At 73.0% G+C, this 15,690-nt stretch carries 15 protein-coding genes and 1 riboswitch; of the genes, 6 read left to right on the top strand and 9 right to left on the bottom strand.

Translation table 11 applies throughout. The features are described from left to right. Positions 1-537: RNA polymerase sigma factor (locus tag H291_RS0120905; RefSeq protein WP_198012556.1), on the bottom strand; the 537-nt coding region annotated here is incomplete at its 3' end. A gap of 386 nt (positions 538-923) precedes the next feature. Between H291_RS0120905 and H291_RS0120900 the strand changes: the two genes are divergently transcribed. Both H291_RS0120900 and H291_RS0120895 read left to right on the top strand, forming a co-directional pair. Continuing rightward, positions 924-2,165: an alpha/beta hydrolase family protein gene (locus H291_RS0120900; RefSeq protein WP_033327439.1), complete on the top strand. Its 1,242-nt coding sequence runs from the start codon at positions 924-926 to the stop codon at positions 2,163-2,165. A gap of 169 nt (positions 2,166-2,334) precedes the next feature. Beyond that, complete coding sequence (locus H291_RS0120895) at positions 2,335-2,829, top strand: YbaK/EbsC family protein (protein WP_020016976.1); 495 nt, start codon at positions 2,335-2,337, stop codon at positions 2,827-2,829. A 27-nt stretch (positions 2,830-2,856) separates the two neighbouring features. Here H291_RS0120895 and H291_RS0120890 read toward each other — a convergent pair whose 3' ends face one another. The 7 genes from H291_RS0120890 to H291_RS0120860 form a co-directional block, all read right to left on the bottom strand. After that, positions 2,857-3,366 (bottom strand): hypothetical protein, encoded by a 510-nt coding sequence (locus H291_RS0120890; protein WP_020016975.1) that lies wholly within the window; start codon positions 3,364-3,366, stop codon positions 2,857-2,859. A gap of 38 nt (positions 3,367-3,404) precedes the next feature. Beyond that, positions 3,405-3,959: a hypothetical protein gene (locus H291_RS31015; RefSeq protein WP_020016974.1), complete on the bottom strand. Its 555-nt coding sequence runs from the start codon at positions 3,957-3,959 to the stop codon at positions 3,405-3,407. A gap of 169 nt (positions 3,960-4,128) precedes the next feature. Then, a complete protein-coding gene (locus tag H291_RS0120880) occupies positions 4,129-5,022 on the bottom strand; it encodes an SMP-30/gluconolactonase/LRE family protein (RefSeq protein ID WP_020016973.1) in 894 nt (297 codons plus the stop codon). Positions 5,023-5,095: 73 nt separating this feature from the next. After that, positions 5,096-5,695 (bottom strand): cysteine hydrolase family protein, encoded by a 600-nt coding sequence (locus H291_RS0120875; protein WP_020016972.1) that lies wholly within the window; start codon positions 5,693-5,695, stop codon positions 5,096-5,098. Then, positions 5,692-7,116 carry a purine-cytosine permease family protein gene (locus H291_RS0120870; protein WP_020016971.1) on the bottom strand — a complete coding sequence of 475 codons (1,425 nt, stop codon included), beginning with the start codon at positions 7,114-7,116 and terminating at the stop codon, positions 5,692-5,694. The genes H291_RS0120875 and H291_RS0120870 overlap by 4 nt, the downstream gene beginning before the upstream one ends. Before the next feature lie 130 nt (positions 7,117-7,246). After that, a complete protein-coding gene (locus H291_RS0120865; protein ID WP_020016970.1) occupies positions 7,247-8,074 on the bottom strand; it encodes a C40 family peptidase in 828 nt (275 codons plus the stop codon). Next, a riboswitch (cyclic di-AMP (ydaO/yuaA leader) is annotated at positions 8,075-8,230 on the bottom strand. Positions 8,231-8,439: 209 nt separating this feature from the next. After that, on the bottom strand, positions 8,440-9,789 hold the full coding sequence (locus tag H291_RS0120860; protein WP_020016969.1) for an FAD-binding oxidoreductase: 1,350 nt from the start codon (positions 9,787-9,789) through the stop codon (positions 8,440-8,442). Positions 9,790-10,053: 264 nt separating this feature from the next. Here H291_RS0120860 and H291_RS0120855 point away from each other — a divergent pair, with 264 nt between their 5' ends. Then, positions 10,054-10,812 carry an SDR family NAD(P)-dependent oxidoreductase gene (locus H291_RS0120855; protein ID WP_020016968.1) on the top strand — a complete coding sequence of 253 codons (759 nt, stop codon included), beginning with the start codon at positions 10,054-10,056 and terminating at the stop codon, positions 10,810-10,812. Here H291_RS0120855 and H291_RS0120850 read toward each other — a convergent pair whose 3' ends face one another. Further along, on the bottom strand, positions 10,813-11,364 hold the full coding sequence (locus tag H291_RS0120850; RefSeq protein WP_020016967.1) for a hypothetical protein: 552 nt from the start codon (positions 11,362-11,364) through the stop codon (positions 10,813-10,815). It lies immediately after the preceding gene. A gap of 197 nt (positions 11,365-11,561) precedes the next feature. Between H291_RS0120850 and H291_RS0120845 the strand changes: the two genes are divergently transcribed. Genes H291_RS0120845 through H291_RS0120835 form a run of 3 tightly spaced genes read left to right on the top strand, consistent with a single transcriptional unit; the run spans position 11,562 to position 15,652 of the window. After that, positions 11,562-13,613 carry a serine hydrolase domain-containing protein gene (locus tag H291_RS0120845; RefSeq protein WP_020016966.1) on the top strand — a complete coding sequence of 684 codons (2,052 nt, stop codon included), beginning with the start codon at positions 11,562-11,564 and terminating at the stop codon, positions 13,611-13,613. Between the two features lie 3 nt (positions 13,614-13,616). Next, the gene (locus tag H291_RS31010; RefSeq protein ID WP_157237210.1) at positions 13,617-14,981 is read left to right on the top strand and encodes a sensor histidine kinase; all 1,365 of its coding nucleotides are present in this window, start codon (positions 13,617-13,619) and stop codon (positions 14,979-14,981) included. Next, the gene (locus H291_RS0120835; protein WP_026365965.1) at positions 14,978-15,652 is read left to right on the top strand and encodes a response regulator; all 675 of its coding nucleotides are present in this window, start codon (positions 14,978-14,980) and stop codon (positions 15,650-15,652) included. Before H291_RS31010 ends, H291_RS0120835 begins: the two co-directional genes overlap by 4 nt. The last annotated feature ends 38 nt before the right edge of the window (positions 15,653-15,690 follow it).

Raw genomic sequence — 15,690 nt, 5'->3', positions numbered from 1 at the left:
GCGGGTGGTGCGGCACTCGGGTTCGTTGACGTTCTGGGCGTGCGCGGCGGCGAACGCGCCGGCGAGGCGTTCCTCGGCGCGGCGCAGTCGCATGGTCACGGCGTGGGGGCGTACGCCGAGGTCGCCGGCGATGTCGGTGACGGCCATGTCGTGCACGTGGCGGTCCAGCAGGATCTTGCGGTCGTCGTCGGCGAGGTCGGACAGGGCGGAGCGGAGCATGGAGACGTCGGCCTCGCGCTCGGCGTCGAGCTCCGCGCCTTCCACCGGGGGTGTGAGGCCGTCGAGGGTGTCGTCCTCGACGGCGTGGGTGCGGCCGGCCTCGCGGGTCATGGAGATGGCCTCGTTGACCGCGGCGCGTCGCCAGTACGGGGCGGGGTCGTCGATGGTGCCGCCGGTGGAGACGATGCGGACCATCTTCTCCAGGGCGCGGCTGGCGGCTTCCTCGGCGTCGATGCCGGGCACGCGTGCCGCGACGGAGCGGACGACGTTGGGGCGGTGCACCACCCAGTCGTCGACCTGGACGTCCTCACCGCTCACGTCGACCACCCCCTCAGCGCAGCGCTGCCCCACCCGTGACGATGCCTGCGCAGCGCAGCCGGGGGAGTACTGCGCTCAGCGAGATGCGGGCCGGATGTGCCGATCGGACGACACGCGAATGTTGTCGGAAATGACATGCGAAAGGCGATGTTCCGCTCGGATCTTGTCGACCCAGCATACGTAACGAGCCCTCCGTACAGGGCATCGCGGAGGATGAAATGCATCGCACGCGAAGGAGTGCATCCGCCCGTGATTCCGCCGTTTTTCATCCGGTAGAGGACAACCCCGACTTTTCGGCGCGCGCCGTTCAGGGGATTCCCGGGCTTGTCCCTGGAACCCGCGCGAATGCCTCGACCGGCACCGCGCGGCGTGCCAAGAATCTGGGCATGCAGACAACCAAACGCCTGGTCAGATCCGCTTTTGTCGCCACAGCGCTCGTGGCGTGCACCGCTCTGGTGGCGCCCAGCGCGATCGCGCTCACGGGGGCGGCATCGGCCGCGGTCGCGTCTGGCGACGCGACGGTCGTCGGGGCCGCGTTCGGCGGGACTGCGGCCGCCCCGTCGTCGGCCCGCACGCCGTCTGATGCGACCGAACCAAGCCTCGCCCTGCCCGAGCCGACGGGCCGGTTCCCCGTCGGGGTGACGCCGATCCACCTGGTCGACGAGAACCGTGCGGACCCGTGGGTGCCGCAGGCCCGCCGCGAGCTCATGGTGTCGCTCTGGTACCCGGCGGTGCCGCGTGGTGACGTCGCGCCGTACACGACGGAGGCGGTGTCCGCGGCGGTCATCGAGAGCGCGGGCCTGCCGGTGTCGCCGGGAATCCTGACGACGGTCGAGACGCACGCCCGCGACCGCGCCCCCGCACTGCCCGGACGTCGGCCGCTCGTCGTGCTCTCGCCGGGTGCGGGGCTCAGCCGAGAGTCGCTCACCGCGCTCGCCGAGGACCTCGCCTCCCGCGGGTACGTCGTGGCCGGCGTCGACCACACGTACGAGGCGCGAGCGGTCGAGTTCCCGGACGGCCGGGTCGCCGGCTGCCTGCTCTGCGAGCGCGAGAACACCGCGGAGCTCGGGGCGTGGGTGGCGCGGGGACGCTCGGCGGACATCAGCTTCGTGCTGGACGAGCTCACCGGCGGCCGGCTGTGGCGGCACGCGCCGGTGATCGACGCGCGGCACGTCGCCGTCGTCGGCCACTCGCTCGGTGGGGCGGCCGCCGCCCTCGCGGTCACGGACGACCCGCGGGTGGACGCCGGGGTGAACATGGACGGCACGTTCCAGGTCGACTTCCCCGAGGCGGGTATGGACCGGCCGTTCCTCATGCTCGGCAGCGCCTCCCACGAGCCGGGCGCGAGCGACGGGACGGACTGGCCGGACAACTTCGCGCGGCTGGACGAGGGCGTGTGGCTCCAGGTCCCGACGGCGAACCACGGGTCGTTCACCGACCAGCTGATGTTCCTCGACCAGCTCGGGGTGCCGCTGCCCGGCGGGCCGGACACGGTCGGCGGGGAGCGCGGGGTCGAGATCACGGCCGCGTACGTCGGCGCGTTCCTGGACCGCCACCTGCGTGGCCGGGCCGCCCCGCTCCTGGACGGCCCGGCCGCGGCCTACCCGGAGGTCGAGTTCGAGGGCTGACGGTCGGCGACGTCGGCGTCGGCGTCGGCGTCGTCCGGAGGTGCGCATCTACCCAGTCATTGGGCCCGGAATCCGCCCTGTTTCGGGCCCAATGACTGGGTAGAAGTGCACCTTCGTGGCCAGGCCAAATGAGTGGGCCGTGGCCGGGCGGGTGCCTAGGATCTTTCGCATGTCGAACCACGTGCCCTCCCCGATCCACCCCGCCGTCGAGAAGGTCACCGCCGCGCTCGCCGAGGCCGGCGCGACCGGCCAGGTCCGCTGGCTGGACGACGCCGCCACGACCGCCGCGCTGGCCGCGGAGTCCCTCGGGATCGGCGTGGGCCAGATCGCCAACTCGCTGGTGTTCCTGTTCGACGGGACGCCGACGCTGGTGCTCACCTCGGGCGCGCACCGCGTGGACACGGCCTGGCTGGGGGAGCAGGTCGGCGCGACGATCACCCGGGCGTCGAAGGAGCAGGTCAGGGACGCGACGGGCCAGGTCATCGGCGGCGTCGCGCCCGTGGGGCACCCCGCGGCGGTGCCGACCTACGTGGACACCGCCCTCGCCGCGCACGACGAGGTGTGGGCGGCGGCGGGGCACGCCAAGACCGTCTTTCCGACGACGTTCGCCGAGCTGGTCCGCATCACGGGCGGCACCCCGACGGCGGTCACTCCGGAGGGTTGAGGTCGTACCGGCCCCGGCCAGAGAGGCTCACCGTGCCGGGACGGTGTGCCAGTAGGCCGCGTTCCTGCTGGTCTGCTTGAGGATCGCATCCGGGCTCGGTGGCGCCGGCCAGAACTGCAGCAGGTAGGAGTCGGGCGCCGTCTGGTTCTCCCCAGGCGTGTCCATGTCGCGGCCGGCGTCCATGGCTCGCAGGTTGTACCTGGCGCGGTGCCACCCGGACCGTGGGATGTTCAGCGGGTGGCTGTGGTCGAACGAGTCGAGCGCATAGTCGCCGTCGCGAATGTCGATCGAGGCCTCGACGACGTCCTCCCACTCGCTGCCGATCGACGGCTCGGTCTCGGTCCATTCGACCCGGAACGCGACCTCGCCCGTGTGCAGCCCGGTGATTCCTCCGAGCCGGTGCGGCTCCTGGGCTCCGAGCAGGCCGTTCCGCTGGCCGCGCCGTGCCGCAATCAGGTCTTCGACGAACTCTCCGGACGGCACGACGTCGAAGTAGGCGTAGTGGACCCAGAGCTGGCCGTCGAAGAGAACTGTCATGGCGGCAGTCTGCCGGGAGCCACTGACACAGAGGCCGGTCAGCCCCCGAGCGCCCCCTGCCCCGCGACCAGCGACACCGTACCCAGCACCAGGAAGACCGGGGCCGCCAGGATGCCGCACCAGAAGCTCGGCGCGGCGACCTGCCGCGGCAGGAACAGGCTCACGACGCCCGCCGCGGTGATCAGCACGGCCGCGAGCAGCATGATCGGCTGCTCGAACACGAACGACAGCGGCGCGAAGTGGGTGCCCACCACGATCAGCACGGTCGGCGCCAGGAGATGCTGCCGCCCGGTGCGCGCGTAGAAGATCGCGAGCCCGGCGATCACCGCGACCTCGAGCCAGAACACCACGATGTAGACGATCAGCGCGGTGCCCCCGGAGACCAGCGCCGTCGGGCCGTCCCAGTTCCGGATCAGGGGCGGGAGCCCGAGGCCGAGCAGCGCGAGGCCGCCCGCGCTGAGCACACCGAGGACCACCCGCCAGACGACGCCGGCCGGCGGCCGCTCCTGCGCCCAGCCCGCCCACATGAAGGTGACCAGGCCGAACAGCACCGCGGTGAACACGAGGTCACGTGCGAACTCGGCGTTCAGCATCTCCGGACCACCTCCCGGCGGTAACGGTACTGAACTCGGCGCCCGTTTTGTGCCCGAGCGGCTGACGGAGATTCAGCAGGCTCCAGGCGACCGTTACGCCGGGGGGTTACGGACGCTCGGAGCCTGCTGAACCTGGGTCAGCCCACCAGGGCCAGCAGCAGAGCCAGTCTCAGCGCACGCCCCGCACCGTGACCCGGATCGAGAGCAGCAGGTTGGTCGCCGTCACGAACAGCACGTTGCCCTTGGCCCCGCCGAACGTCAGGTTCGAGCACACCTCGGGCAGCAGCAGCTTGCCCAACAGGGTGCCGTCCGGGTCGAGGCAGTGCAGGCCGTCGTGCGCGGCGGCCCAGATGCGCCCGCCGTCGTCGACCCGGACGCCGTCGAAGGTGCCGGCGTCGCACGTGGCGAGCACCTCGCCACCCGAGAGCGTCAGGTCAAGGCCGACGTCGAAGCGTCGCAGGTGCTTGCGCTCGCTGTCGGCGACGTAGAGGGTGCGCTCGTCGGCGGAGAAGGCGAGGCCGTTGGGGCCGGCGAAGTCGTCCGTGACCCGCGTGACGGACCCGTCCAGGTCGCGGCGGTAGACGTGGGTGCCGCCGACCTCGGGCGTGGCCGAGAAGCCCTCGTAGTCGCTCTGGATGCCGTAGGTCGGATCGGTGAACCACACGCTCCCGCCGCTGTGCTCGACCAGGTCGTTCGGGCTGTTCAGGCGCTTGCCCTGCCAGCGGTCGGTCAGCGTGGTGACGGTGCCGTCGGGCTCGGTGCGGGTGACCGAGCGGCTGCCGTGCTCGCACTGGAGCATGCGGCCCGCGCGGTCGACGGTGCGCCCGTTGGCGTAGCCGCCCGGGCTCCGCCAGACGCCGACGCCGCCCGTGGCCTCGTCCCACGCGAGCACCCGGTCGTTCGGGATGTCGCTGAACAGCAGCGTGCGCCACGCCGGTGAGTACGCCGGGCCCTCGAGCCAGCTGCCCCCGTCGTAGAGCACGTCGGCGAACGTGTCCCCTCGGACCGGGGCGAACCGCTCGTCGTGTCGCTCCCACCGGGCGCGGATCTTGCTCAGGGTCACAGCTGTCTCCTTCGTGGTGGACGACCATGCGGGTGCTGCCAGGACCGCCGTGGTCCTGGCAGCAGGTGCATGGTCAGTTCGTGGTGGCCGCCAGCAGGTCAGCGGCCGTCGTCACCTCGATCAGCGGCGCGTACAGCCGCATGATCTCCAGGGCGCGCGTGTGGTTCTCCGGCGTCGAGCCCGCGCAGGCGTCGTCGACCACGAGCACGCGGCGGCCGGCGTCGGCGGCGGCGAGCGCCGTCGAGATGACGCAGCAGTCGGTGGCCACGCCCGTCAGCACGAGGGTGCCGGCGTCGCCGGTGGCGGCCGCCAGCTCCGGGCCCCACTTGCCGAACGTGGTGCGCGTGACGACGGGCGCGCCCCCGGCGACGACGTCGGCGAGGTCGGTGATCTCGTACAGCGGGTCGTCCTCGGGCACGAGCGCGAAGGGCCACTGGTCGAAGTAGGCGCGCCAGGCGCCGTCGGGCACGGCGGGGGCGACGTAGCGGGTCAGGACGGTGCGGCCCGCGAAGGCGGGCAGCAGGCGCCGGGTCCCGGCCAGGGCGCGCGGGTAGTCGGGGGAGGCCCACGGGCTGGGCGGGACGGCGAAGACGTCCTGCATGTCGATCACGACGAGGGCGGCGTCCGCGCCGAGAGCCCCGTCCGGCCCGACGGCGCCGCCGGCCCCGCTCATCGCCCCTCCTGACGCCGCACCGCGCGGGCGCTCAGCAGGAGCGTCCCGACGAACCCGAGAGCCAGCGCGACCAGCACGCCGAGGTTCGCGAACGCCCAGTTCCCCTCCACCCCGCCGAGGGGGCCGAGCAGGTAGCCCTGCCAGGCCAGCCAGGGCGCGTAGGTGTTGGTCACGAGGCCCCAGCCGATGCCGGTGCCGACCACGACGAGCAGCACGGCGGGCCAGCTCACGGACCCGTAGCGGCCGGCGGGGTCGTAGAGGTCGGCGTCGGCGTAGTCGCGGCGGCGCAGCAGGATGTCGGCGAGCAGCACGCCGCACCACGCGGCGACGGGGACGCCGAGGGTGATGAGGAAGCCCTGGAAGGGCCCGATGAACGAGTCGGCGACGAACACCACGTAGATCGCGCCCACGACCATGAGCGCGCCGTCGATGGCGGCGGCGACCCAGCGCGGGGCGGGCAGGCCCAGGGAGAGCAGCGCGAGGCCGGAGGAGTAGATGTCGAGGGCGGCCCCGCCGATCAGCCCGGCCAGCGCCACCACCGCGAACGGGATGAGGAACCAGGTGGGCAGCAGCGTGGACAGGGCGCCGATCGGGTCGGCGCCGATGGCCTCGTTCAGCACGGGGTCCGAGCCGGCGAGCAGCAGGCCGAACACGAGCAGGACGACGGGGGCCAGCGAGGCGCCGAGCGTGGTCCAGCCGACGATGCCGGGGCCGGAGGCGGAGCGCGGCAGGTAGCGCGAGTAGTCGGCGGCCATGTTGACCCAGCCGAGCCCGAAGCCGGTCATCATGAACACGAGCCCGCCGATCACCTGCGGGCTGCCGCCCGCGGGGATCGCGGCGACCGCCGCCCAGTCGATGTGGTCGGCCACCAGGATGATGTAGACGACGGTGAGCACGGCGGTCAGCACCGTGATGACCACCTGCAGCCGCATCACGAGGTCGAACCCGAAGACGCCGGCGACCACCACGATCCCGGCCACGACGATCAGGGCCACGACCTTGGTGACCGTGCCGCCACCCCAGCCGAGCGTGCCGAGCACCGTGGACGTCGCCAGGGTGGCGAGGGCGACGAGCACCGTCTCCCAGCCGACCGTGAGGATCCACGACAGCAGCGACGGCAGCTTGTTGCCCCGCACGCCGAACGCGGCCCGGGACAGCACCATGGTGGGCGCCGAGCCGCGCTTGCCCGCCAGCGAGATGAACCCGCAGAACAGGAAGGACACCACGATGCCGACGACGCCGACGACCACGGCCTGCCAGAACGACACGGCGAACCCGAGCAGGTAGGAGCCGTACCCGAGCCCCAGCACCGAGACGTTGGCGCCGAACCACGGCCAGAACAGGTTGCGCGGCGAACCGCGCCGCTCGGCCTCGTCGATGGTGTTCAGGGCGTTGGTCTCGACGCTCGTGGGTGAGCTCATGGTGGCGATCCTGCCACCCGGCGCCCCGTCAGGGCGAGGGTGTCGTGCGGGGACGCGCGAAGGGCCCGCACCGAGACGGTGCGGGCCCTTCGCGTGGGGAGCCGGGGTCGGACGGGTCCGACCCGCGGCGTCAGCCGATCCGGAGGTAGACCGGGCTGTCCTGCCAGACCTTGGACTCGCGGACGGTCTGGCCGGGGACCGGGGCCTCGATCTGCATGCCGTTGCCGGCGTAGATGGCGACGTGGCCCGGGGACCAGATGATGTCGCCCGGCTGCGCCTCGGCGGCCGAGACCTGGGTGCCCGAGTTGCGCTGCGCCGCCGAGGAGTGCGGCAGGGTGATGCCGATCTGGGCGTAGACGTAGGACGTGAAGCCTGAGCAGTCGAACCCGGCGGGGGTCGAGCCGCCCCAGACGTAGGGGACGCCGATGTACTGCCGGGCGATGTCGAGGATCTTGGACCCGGAGGAGGCGGCCGGCGCTGCGGCCTTCTTCACGGTCTTCTCGGCGACGGCCTGGGTGGTCTCGGCCTTGGCGGGCGCGGCGGCCTCGACGACGGGCTCCGGCTCGGGCTCGGGCTCGGGCTCGGGGGCCGGCGTCACCTTGATGGTGCCGGTCTCCAGCGTGAACTCGCTGTCGGCGGCGACCTTCACGGCCGGGGCGGTGTCCACCTTGGCGGTGGTCAGCGCGGCGGTCTTCACCTCAGCGGTGCTGGACTCCTGCGCGGCGTGCACCGCGTCCTTGACGGCCTTGAGCTCGGCGGTGGTGGCCTGGGGCTCGTCCGCCGGTGCGGCGTTGGCCGGAGCGGCGAGCAGCGAGACGAGGAGTCCCGAGCCGGCTGCGACGACCGCGCCACGGCGGGCGGTCGCGGAGATCCCACGGGCCGCGGCGCGCGAGAACGGGGTCAGCGGGGTGATCGGCGGGTGGGCAGCACGATGGCGCCCGGGCGTGCGTGTACTCACAGCATTTCTCCCGGCGCCTACGAGGTGAGCTGTCGGATTCGGATCGGAGAATGACCCGGCCGCGTCGTGCTGGTTGCGGCTTCACCCCAAGGGCACCTGGCGGTGCCCACGTACTTGGTTCCCCCGTCCCTGTCATCTGTTCAGAGCAGATCTCGCGGCGGTGACAGGGCTCGGCGTCCACCTCGAGTGCCCGCGGAATTCCCCGGGGGCCGGACCGACCGTAACGAACCTCGGTCCGAAAGTCACGATCGCGTTACGGACGACTCGGGCAGGCGGTGGAGCTATTGACCGTAATGTCCGACCTGCGCTAAAGCGGTGGGCGCCGCCCGGATGCCGGGCGGCGCCCACCGGGCCGAAGGTCCCGACTAGGACATCCGTCCAGGTCGCACATTGTGGTTGCGGGCGAAGAGATTGTTCGGGTCGTACTGCGCCTTGACCGTCGCGAGCCGCTCGTAGGTCGCCCTCGGGTACACGGCTGTGACGTCGGTCTCATCGGCCGTCGTGAGGAAGTTCGCGTACGCACCGCTGAGGTACGGGGCGAGCCGGCCCCACAGCCCGTCGAGGACCGGCTTGGCGGCCTCGATCACGGGAGCCGGGCCACCGGTGAACGTCGTGACCATGAGCTCCGCACCCCGGTGCGCGTACGCCGTGGCGTCGCCCGGCACCCGGGCCATCGCGCCGCCCAGGCTCCGGATCGCGATCGACGGCGCACCCGCCGACGTACCGGCCTCGGCCAGGATCCGCAGGGTCTCCTGGACCGACTCGTGGTCCACGAGGCCGTCGTGCGCGATCACGTGGATGCCGGGCGGCGGCGTGCCGCCCTCCACCAGGACGTCCGCGTAGTCCATCAGCGCGACGTCGTCCTCGACGACCGTCCCCAGCCGGCGGATCGGCTCGAGCGCCGCCGCCGCGGCGTCGGGGTCGTCGCCGTCGAACGCCACGTGCACCTCCACCGGGGCCTCCGGCCCGCCCGCCTGCGGGTTGGCGAGGTTGGTGATGGACGTGACCTCCTCCGGGGCCGTGCGCAGGTAGTCCGCCCAGCCCTGGAGCACGGTGGCGGCCTCACTCCCGGGGAACGACACCTTGCCGAAGAAGACGCGCGTGGTCCGGTGCGCCGCGAACTCGAACGACGTCACGACGCCGAAGTTGCCGCCGCCACCCCGGATCGCCCAGAACAGGTCCGGGTGCTCGTCGGCGCTCGCGGTCACGACCGTGCCGTCGGCGGTGACCACCTGCGCGGCGATCAGGTTGTCGAGGGCCAGGCCGTACCTGCGGACCTTCCAGCCGATGCCGCCGCTGAGCGTGAGCCCGCCGACGCCGACGCTCTTGGTGTCGCCCGACGAGATCGCCAGGCCGTGCGGGGCCAGGGCCTCCGCGACGTCGCCCCAGTGGGCGCCGCCGCCGATCCGCACGAGGTGCCGCTCGGCGTCGACGACCTCCACGGTCGCGAGGGGGCTCAGGTCGATGACGATGCCGCCGTCGTTGGTGCCGAACCCGGGAAAGCTGTGGCCGCCGCCGCGCACCGAGAGCACGAGGCCGGAGCCGGCGGCGAAGCGGACGGCCGCCTGCACGTCGGCCACGGTCTTGGGCCGCAGGACGTAGGCCGGGGTGCCCACGACGAGCCGCGAGCGCGCCACCGACTCGTAGTCGGCGGCGCCGGGCTCGATGATGTCGCCGCCGAACTCGCGGCGGAGGGTGTCGAGTGCTGAGGACATGACGTTTCCTTCCAGGCTGGGGTGCCGAACGAAGGATTGACTCGGGAGGCCTGGAGGATGTGACCGGCGGGGTGTGTGGCCTGGCTCACGCCACCCCGGACGGGGCGGCGGTGGTGCCCGGGCGCGCCGGCGTGCGCCGTGGTGTCCTGATCGGGACTGTCTGTCTCCTCACAACATGCCGATGCATATAGTCGCCCGAGGCAACCATGGGATAGGACTGGAGGAGACGGCAGATGCCGTCCGTACCAGAGCAAGGAGAGCGCGATGACGAGGGACCGGTTCCAGGGCAAGGTAGCGATCGTCACGGGAGGCGGCAGCGGCATCGGCGCGGAGATCTCCCGCGAGCTCGCCGCCGAGGGCGCCTCCGTGGTCGTGACCGACATCAAGCTGGAGTCCGCGCAGTCCGTGGTGGACCAGATCGTCGCGGCCGGCGGCACGGCGGCGGCCTTCGCGCAGAACACGGCCAAGGCCGAGGACTCGCAGGCCGCGGTGGACTTCGCCGTCGAGCAGTACGGCGCCCTGCACCTCGCGGTGAACAACGCGGGCATCGGCGCTCCGCCCGCCAAGATCGGCGAGTACGACGTCGCCGCCTGGGACCGCGTGCGCGCGGTCGACCTCGACGGCGTCTTCTACGGGCTGCGCTTCCAGCTCCCCGCCATGGTCGCGGCCGGCGGCGGCGCGATCGTCAACATGGCCTCCGTGCTCGGCTCGGTCGGCATCGCGGAGAACGCCGCGTACGTGGCGAGCAAGCACGCCCTCGTGGGCCTGACCAAGGTGGCCGCGCTGGAGTACACCGAGCAGGGCGTGCGCACCAACGCCGTGGGCCCGGGCTTCATCGACACCCCGCTCGTGCGGGCCTCGCTCAGCCCGGAGGCGCTGACCGCGCTGGAGAACGAGCACGCCAGCAAGCGCCTCGGCACCGACAAGGAGGTCGCGGCGCTCACGCTCTTCCTGCTGAGCGACGAGGCGTCCTTCATCTCGGGCAGCTACCACCTGGTCGACGGCGGCTACTCGGCGCACTGATCATTCCGGGGCTCGGACCCCGTCGGCGGGAGCCGGTGCCGGAGCATCCTCCGGTGCCGGCTCTTTCGCGTCCCTGTCCGTCCTCGTGGCCCGGCGGGGCTGGCCGTTCTCGTCCTTGAAGATCGGCACGCCGGTGACGAAGAACGTCGTGACGAGGGTCAGCAGGATGGCGAGCACCCACAGGGTCCACCGCAGCACGGGCCAGACCGGGAGCGTCCCGAGCAGCCACAGCCCCCAGGCCGCGCCGCCACCGATGAGCACGATGATCACCACCCCCACCACTCCGCCCGCGTCGACCTTGCGCCGATGCCGCTGCCGTTCCTCGCGGTCGGTCACCGCCCGGCGCGCCATGCGGACGGCGAGCTGGTTGAGCGCGTCCTCGAGTGCGTCCTTGCCCTCGCCCTCGGGCATGTCCCGGTGGATCGCGACCAGCCGGTGCAGCCTGCGCTCGGCACCCGGCAAGACACCGACGAACGAGACCACCGCCGACAGCACCGCGCCGAGCGCGGGCAGGCCCACCGACAGGATCGACACCATCTCCGAGGGGATCACGGCGCAGAGCCTATCCACGTGGGGGTGAGTTTCGCCCCAGAAGTCGCAGGGTGCCCGCGGCAGCCTCCACCAAAGGTCGTAGAGGGAGTGCCTGCCTGCGGGCGATGTGCTCGCAGGCAGGCGCCGACAGGCTGGTCACGTCCGGAAAAACATCCCCGGACCAGCCCGAACACCTGCCGAGCGCGAGGAGCGCGACGATGTTCTCGACCCACGACCACACACCCACCGAGCGGCCCGGCGGCGCGCCACCGCGCCGCGCCCGGCGCGCGCTGGCCACCCTGGGCGTCCTGACGGCGCTCGCCCTCGCCGGCGCGCCCGCCGCCACGGCCGCCGAGCAGCCGACGCCGCCCCCGCCGGTCAGTGCGCCGTCGGGCGAGCACGACCTGGTCGCGTCCGACGTCGACGCCTGGCTCGACGGCCTGCTGCCGGCCGCGCTGGAGAGCGCGGGCATCGCGGGCGGCGTCGTCACGGTGGTGGACGACGGCGAGATCCTCACCACCCGCGGCTACGGTCACGCCGACACCGGCACCACGGGCGGCGACGCCGTGCCGGTCGACGCCGAGACGACCCTGTTCCGCCCCGGCTCCGTCTCGAAGCTGTTCACCGCGACCGCGGTCATGCAGCTCGTCGAGAGCGGCGACCTCGACCTCGACACCGACGTGGCCGAGTACCTCGACTTCGACGTGCCGCGCCGGTTCGACGACCCGATCACGCTGCGGAACCTGCTCACCCACACCGCCGGGTTCGAGGAGCGCGTCGGGGGCCTCATCGGGTTCGGCGACCAGCCGGTCGTGCTCCGCGACGTCCTGGCGCAGGACCCGCCCGAGCAGGTCTACGCGCCCGGCACCGTCCCCGCCTACTCCAACTACGGCAACGCCCTGGCCGGGTACGTCGTCGAGCGGGTGAGCGGCGTGCCCTTCGAGGAGTACGTCGAGCGCAACATCTTCGAGCCCGCCGGGATGACGTCGTCCACGTTCGTGCAGCCGCTGCCGGGCGAGCTGACCGATCGGATGTCGCAGGGATACACCTCGTCCGACGCCGCCCCCGGCCAGTTCGAGATCGTCGGCACCGCGCCGGCCGGCTCGCTCACGTCGTCCGCGCCCGACATGGCGCGCTTCATGCTGGCCCAGCTCGGCGCGCCCGGTGCGGGCCCGATCCTGGAGCCCGGGACGCTCGACCTGATGCACGCCCCCGCCCTCGACGAGTCCACGCTGGGCGGTCTGGCCGCCGCACCCCGGATGGCGCTCGGCTTCTTCGACGAGTCCCGCAACGGCCACACGATCGTCGGCCACGGCGGCGACACCCAGTTCTTCCACTCCCACCTGCAGCTCTACCCCGACGAGGGCACGGGCATCTTCATCTCGCTGAACAGCTCGGGCACCGACGGCTTCGCCACCGTGCCCCTGCGCGAGGCCGTGCTCCAGGGCTTCACCGACCGCTACTTCCCGGCCGACGACGCCGGCTCCGCCGGTGCGGTCACCCCCGCCCCCGGCACGACCGTCGACCAGGACACCGCCCGCGAGCACGCGGCGCTGGCCGAGGGCACCTACGTCTCCTCCCGCGGCGTGCAGAGCAACTTCCTCACGGTGCTCGACGTGCTCAGCCCGACCCAGCTCACCGCCCGCGCCGACGGCCGGCTGCTCATCACGCCCGGCCCGGGCGCCGTCACGCCCGCCCTGTACGAGGAGGTCGAGCCCTGGGTCTGGCGCGAGGTCGACGGCCAGCGCACCCTCGCCATGCGCGTGGCCGACGGCCAGGTCGAGGCCATCGTCTACGAGGGCGCCTTCACCCTGCTGCCCGGTGCGCCCGAGCGCGCCCCGGGCGTGGTGCTCCCCGTGCTCGGCGTCTCCGCGCTGATCCTGCTCGTGGCCGCCGTCGCCTGGCCCGTCGGCGCGATCCGGCGCCGGGTCCGCAAGGAGTCCCTGCCGCAGGGCACCGGGCGCGTCACCCGCATCCTGACCAAGGTCGCGGCGATCGCCACCGTGCTCGCCCTCGCCGGATGGGCGATCACCGTGCAGACCGTCATGGGCCTCCAGGAGGTCCCCGAGGCGTCCCTGCGCCAGCTCCAGGTGGTCCAGGCGCTCGGCGCGCTCGGCATCATCCCCGCCGTGCTCCAGGTCGTGGGCGCCGTCCGGCACCGGCACGGCTGGCGCCGCGTGGCCGGCACCGTGCTCGTGGTGCTCGCCCTGGCCGCGGCCGCCTGGTACGCCGTCGACCTCCGCCTGCTCGCGCCGTCGGTATCGTACTGACCGATGTCCACGACAGGCGGGTCCGGCACGGACGTTCCCACGATGCTCGACGACACCACGCTCCCGGTACGTCCCCGCCGGTTCGACGCGCTGCTGAACCGGCTGGGCCTGACCACTCCGGTGGCGCGCGACGGCCTCCTGGCGGCGGTCGTGCTGGTCCTGACGGCGACCCTGCTGCTCGGCCTGTTCGAGTTCGTGCTCGGGATGGAGGGCCTGACCATCGGCCCCGTGCAGGGCGTGGTGCTCACGGTCGGCGCGTGCGTCCAGGCGCTGCCGCTCGTCCTGCGCCGGGTCCGCCCCGTGCTCTGCCTGAGCCTCGTGGTGGCCTGCCAGGTGCTCATCATCATCGCCTCGCCCGACGACCTGTCGGTCGGCGGCATCCCGCAGATCATCGCCGGCTACACCGTCGGCACGCTGCTGCCCGTGCGCCGGGCACTGGCGGTCACGGGCGCGGCAGCCCCGGTCGCGGCGCTCGCCGCGGCCGGGACCGCGCTCGTGACCGGGAACGACCTGCTGGTGCCGGTGCTCAACCACCTCGTCTCGGGCCTGATCACCTACGTGGTCAGCGCGCTGGTCGGCAACGCGGTGGCCACCCGCCGCAACTACACCGAGCTGGTCCGGCTCCGGGCCACCGAGGTGCTGCGCACGCAGCGCGCGACCACCCAGGCCGCGATCTTCGCCGAGCGCTCGCGCATGGCTCGCGAGCTGCACGACGTCGCCGCGCACCACCTCTCGGGGCTGGTCGTGCAGGCGGCCGCCGTCGAGCGGCAGATCGACAGCGACCCCGAGGCGGCCAAGAAGGGCACCGCCTGGATCCGCGGCCAGGGCAAGGAGACGCTCGACAGCCTGCGGCTCATCGTCGGCGTGCTGCGGGAGCGGCCCGGCTCCGGCGGGCCGGGCGAGGACGCGCACGACGCGCCGCCGCCCGGCCTCGGCGCCCTCGACGACCTGGTCCGCACGGCGCGCGCCCTCGGCGACACCGTGGACCTGGAGCGTGCGGGGCGACCGCGACCGCTGGCCCCCATCGCCGATGCGGCGTTCTACAGGGTGGCCCAGGAGGCGCTGTCCAACGCGCGCCAGCACGCGCCCGGCGCGCCCGTCCGCATGACGGTGCGTTTCGAGGAGCGGGAGGTGGCGCTGGAGGTGACCAACGAACGCGCCGTCGGGCGAGGGGCCGCGCGCGGCTCGGACCGGCGGGGCATGGGGCTCATCGGCATGGGGGAGCGCGCGCACCTCGTGGGCGCCACGCTCACCACGGGCGCCACGCCGTCGGGCGGCTGGCGGGTGCGCCTGGCGCTCCCGCTGCACCATGAGGTCACGACCACGGCGCCGGCGGCCCCGGCGCTCGCCGAGGGGGGACAGGAATGATCAGGGTCATGCTGGTGGACGACCAGGCGGTGGTCCGGGCGGGCTTCCGGTTCCTGCTGGAGCAGGCCGAGGACATCGAGGTGGTCGCCGAGGCGGGCGACGGCCCGACGGCGGTCGGGCTCGCCCGGCAGCACCACCCCGACGTCGTCTGCATGGACGTGCGGATGCCGGGCGGCGACGGGCTCGCCGCGACCAGGGAGATCGTTCGCCGTTCGGCCGAGGGGGAACCGACGCCGCCCGCCGTGCTCGTGGTGACCACGTTCGACCTCGACGAGTACGTGTTCGGCGCGCTGGAGGCGGGCGCGAGCGGCTTCATCCTCAAGGACTGCGAGCCCGAGGAGCTGATCGACGCCGTCCGCCGCCTCGCCGACGGGCACGGCCTCATCGACCAGGCGGTCACCCACCGGGTCATCACCGAGTTCGCCCGGCGGACGGCGCCGCCCCGGTCGGCCGCGGACGAGGCCGCCGCCGCGGCCCAGCTCACGGCCCGCGAGGCCGAGATCGTGCGCCAGCTCGCCCGCGGGCTGTCCAACGCCGAGATCGCGCAGGAGCTGGTGGTCGAGACGAGCACGGTCAAGTCGCACCTCGGCCGAGCCATGGCCAAGGTCGGCACGCGCGACCGCCTCCAGACGGTGGTCTGGGCCTACCAGAACGGCCTGGTCCCGGGCTGAGGAGGAGGGCCGGCGCGTGGTCGGCAGAATGTCAGATG

This window comes from Promicromonospora sukumoe 327MFSha3.1 (assembly GCF_000385135.1).
Lineage (GTDB): Bacteria > Actinomycetota > Actinomycetes > Actinomycetales > Cellulomonadaceae > Promicromonospora > Promicromonospora sukumoe_B.
Note: the sequence above shows the minus strand (reverse complement) of the source record. Positions and strands in the feature narration are given on the sequence as shown.

Excerpts from the sequence above, each read along its gene's own strand:
- H291_RS0120845 (WP_020016966.1), top strand. The coding sequence starts at position 11,562 with ATGTTCTCGACCCACGACCACACACCCACCGAGCGGCCCGGCGGCGCG.
- H291_RS31010 (WP_157237210.1), top strand. The coding sequence starts at position 13,617 with ATGTCCACGACAGGCGGGTCCGGCACGGACGTTCCCACGATGCTCGAC.
- H291_RS0120870 (WP_020016971.1), bottom strand. The coding sequence starts at position 7,116 with ATGAGCTCACCCACGAGCGTCGAGACCAACGCCCTGAACACCATCGAC.
- H291_RS0120895 (WP_020016976.1), top strand. The coding sequence starts at position 2,335 with ATGTCGAACCACGTGCCCTCCCCGATCCACCCCGCCGTCGAGAAGGTC.
- H291_RS0120860 (WP_020016969.1), bottom strand. The coding sequence starts at position 9,789 with ATGTCCTCAGCACTCGACACCCTCCGCCGCGAGTTCGGCGGCGACATC.
- H291_RS0120855 (WP_020016968.1), top strand. The coding sequence starts at position 10,054 with ATGACGAGGGACCGGTTCCAGGGCAAGGTAGCGATCGTCACGGGAGGC.
- H291_RS0120835 (WP_026365965.1), top strand. The coding sequence starts at position 14,978 with ATGATCAGGGTCATGCTGGTGGACGACCAGGCGGTGGTCCGGGCGGGC.
- H291_RS0120890 (WP_020016975.1), bottom strand. The coding sequence starts at position 3,366 with ATGACAGTTCTCTTCGACGGCCAGCTCTGGGTCCACTACGCCTACTTC.
- H291_RS0120900 (WP_033327439.1), top strand. The coding sequence starts at position 924 with ATGCAGACAACCAAACGCCTGGTCAGATCCGCTTTTGTCGCCACAGCG.
- H291_RS31015 (WP_020016974.1), bottom strand. The coding sequence starts at position 3,959 with ATGCTGAACGCCGAGTTCGCACGTGACCTCGTGTTCACCGCGGTGCTG.
- H291_RS0120875 (WP_020016972.1), bottom strand. The coding sequence starts at position 5,695 with ATGAGCGGGGCCGGCGGCGCCGTCGGGCCGGACGGGGCTCTCGGCGCG.